The organism is Candidatus Contendobacter odensis Run_B_J11, assembly GCF_000531125.1.
Taxonomy (GTDB): Bacteria; Pseudomonadota; Gammaproteobacteria; order Competibacterales; family Competibacteraceae; genus Contendibacter; species Contendibacter odensensis.
Genome location: NZ_CBTK010000249.1, coordinates 1 through 2,333, shown reverse-complemented (window position 1 = coordinate 2,333; position 2,333 = coordinate 1). Strand labels below are relative to the sequence as shown.

Genomic DNA, 2,333 nt, shown 5'->3' with positions numbered 1-2,333 from the left:
GGAAGCCCTGGGGTTGATGCCCTCGGACACCGGCGCTCCGGGGGGCAAACGGACCGGGCAACGGGTATCGCACTACATTGTTTCGGAGGGGCGGTTTGAAAGTGTCGCCCAAAGGTTGCTGGCCACCGGCTTCAAACTGAGTTGGCAATCGCCTGCAGGCGGACGAGCGGCGGCACCTCAGTCAAAAATCAAATACTCGTGTGCGAAGTGTGGCCAGAATGCGTGGGCCAAGCCCGACGCGCACTTGGTCTGCGGCGACTGTGGTTTATCTATGAATACCGCAGCACGTTGAATTTTAGAAAGCGACTGAAAACATCGTGCAGCAATAAATCCTCGTCAAGAAATACCGGTGAGCCCACCGTTGTCGCTACAAAAAATTTCCTCCTGTAAATTTTCCTGTGATCGGAACTGTGGGGCAGGCAGATAAAATGAACATCACCTATTTAGATCAATTGGTTGGATTCAGTCAACGCCCTAGCCTGACGCTACCAACCCCCGCCATCACAGGAAAATTTACAGGACCAAAAATTTAGGAAATCCCTTTAGTTTTTTTCCATAAAATCATCTGGGTACAGCGAAAGAGTGCGAGTTTACGACCCGTGGTTTCATCGGTGACGACGGCATCCCAAACCTGCGTGGTGCGTCCGAGGTGTTGCGCGGTCGCTAGGCAGCCGACGCTCCCGCCCTCTTGGACCGTTCCCAGAAAATTGCTCTTCAGTTCGAGGGTCGTGAACGACTCCGCCCCCTCGGGCAAATGGGCGAAGGTGGCATAACCACAGGCCGTATCCGCCAAGGCCACCACGCTGGCCGCATGTAAGAAATAGTTCGGGGCAATATGTAATTTTTTGACTTCCATCCGGCAGATCAGCCTTTGGGGAGCCAGATCGAGGATGACAATACCCAGATAGCCGGGCAAATAGTCACTGCCCCGTTCGTTGAGCACTTCAACCGTGATGTCGGAACGCAGGCTATTCATTGCTTTTTCTCCTCGTGGATAAACCTGTTCAGTTTTCTTCGACGATTTCATCACGTCGCTGCACAGCGGTAAAACACTCCAAGTGTTCGGCATCCGTTCACCACAACATTGATATCCAGATTTCCTACAGACACCCGGCACATGGTGCACTTGTACTAGTCGGTAGTTTAGCAACATGGGCTGTGCTGCTAGTGTCGGGATTTTGGCGGTGGTGGTGTGTGGTCGGTCGGTCGGTAATTGATAACAGTGGCAATCAACTGGGTTGGCGAGGTTGCCCAAATTTTGGTGTAGGAAGCAGCAACCTAAGTTAGCTGAGTTCGGATGAAGACGTAGCAACAACTCAGAGTTTGACCCGGCTCCTCGGTCAGAACTGTAAATAGAGTACGTTACAAACTTGACCGGCCAAAATATGCGGGTCAACAACGGCGGCTACTAAAATAGGAAAGGATATTGTGCAGCCGCATATCCCTGTTGAGCTGCTAACCGATACCAGTGAACGGCTTTTCGATCATTTTTTGGAACACCACGACCCTGCTCATACCTCATACCGAGAACATATTGTGCAGCCGCATGTCCTTGTTCCGCCGCTGACCAATACCAGTAAACGGCTTCTTGATCATTCTGAGAAACACCATGACCCCGCGCATATCTCACACCTAGAGCATATTGTGCAGCCGCATGTCCTTGTTCCGCCGCTAACCGATACCAGTAAACGGCTTCTTGATCATTCTGAGAAACACCATGACCCCGCGCATATCTCATACCCAGAGTATATTGTGCAGCCGCATGTCCCTGTTCCGCCGCTAACCGATACCAGTGAACGGCTTCTTGATCATTTTGAGAAATATCACGACCCTGCTCATACACCACACCGAGAGCATATTGTGCAGCCGCATATCTCTGTTCCGCCGCTAACCGATACCAGTGAACGGCTTCTTGATCATTTTGAGAAACACCACGACCCTGCTCATACACCACACCAAGAGCATATTGTGCAGCCACATATCTCTGTTCCGCCGCTAACCGATACCAGTGAACGGCTTCTTGATCATTCTGAGAAACACCATGACCCCGCGCATACATCATACCCAGAGCATATTGTGCAGCCGCATATCCCTGTTCAGCTGTGAATCGGAACCATTTAATAGTTACTTGATTATCTTGAAAAATGCCACAATCCCGCATAGACTTCACGTCTAGCTTAGATTGGGCAGCCGCATCCACCCGTTTAGCTGCTAACCGGAACCAGTGAATGACTTCTTGATCATTCTGAGAAACACAACGATCCCACGCATATCTCACACCCAGAGCACATTGTGCAGCCGTATGTCCCTGTTCCGCCGCTAACCGATACCAG

1 protein-coding gene and 1 pseudogene are annotated in these 2,333 nt (G+C 51.1%); both read right to left on the bottom strand.

Going from position 1 to position 2,333, the window contains the following annotated elements; all coding sequences use genetic code 11:
* Nucleotides 1–529: 529 nt before the first annotated feature.
* Nucleotides 530–976 carry a PaaI family thioesterase gene (locus BN874_RS14025; protein ID WP_034434588.1) on the bottom strand — a complete coding sequence of 149 codons (447 nt, stop codon included), beginning with the start codon at nucleotides 974–976 and terminating at the stop codon, nucleotides 530–532.
* Nucleotides 977–1,408: 432 nt separating this feature from the next.
* Nucleotides 1,409–2,333, bottom strand: a pseudogene (locus BN874_RS14020) (SEL1-like repeat protein); the annotation flags it as partial.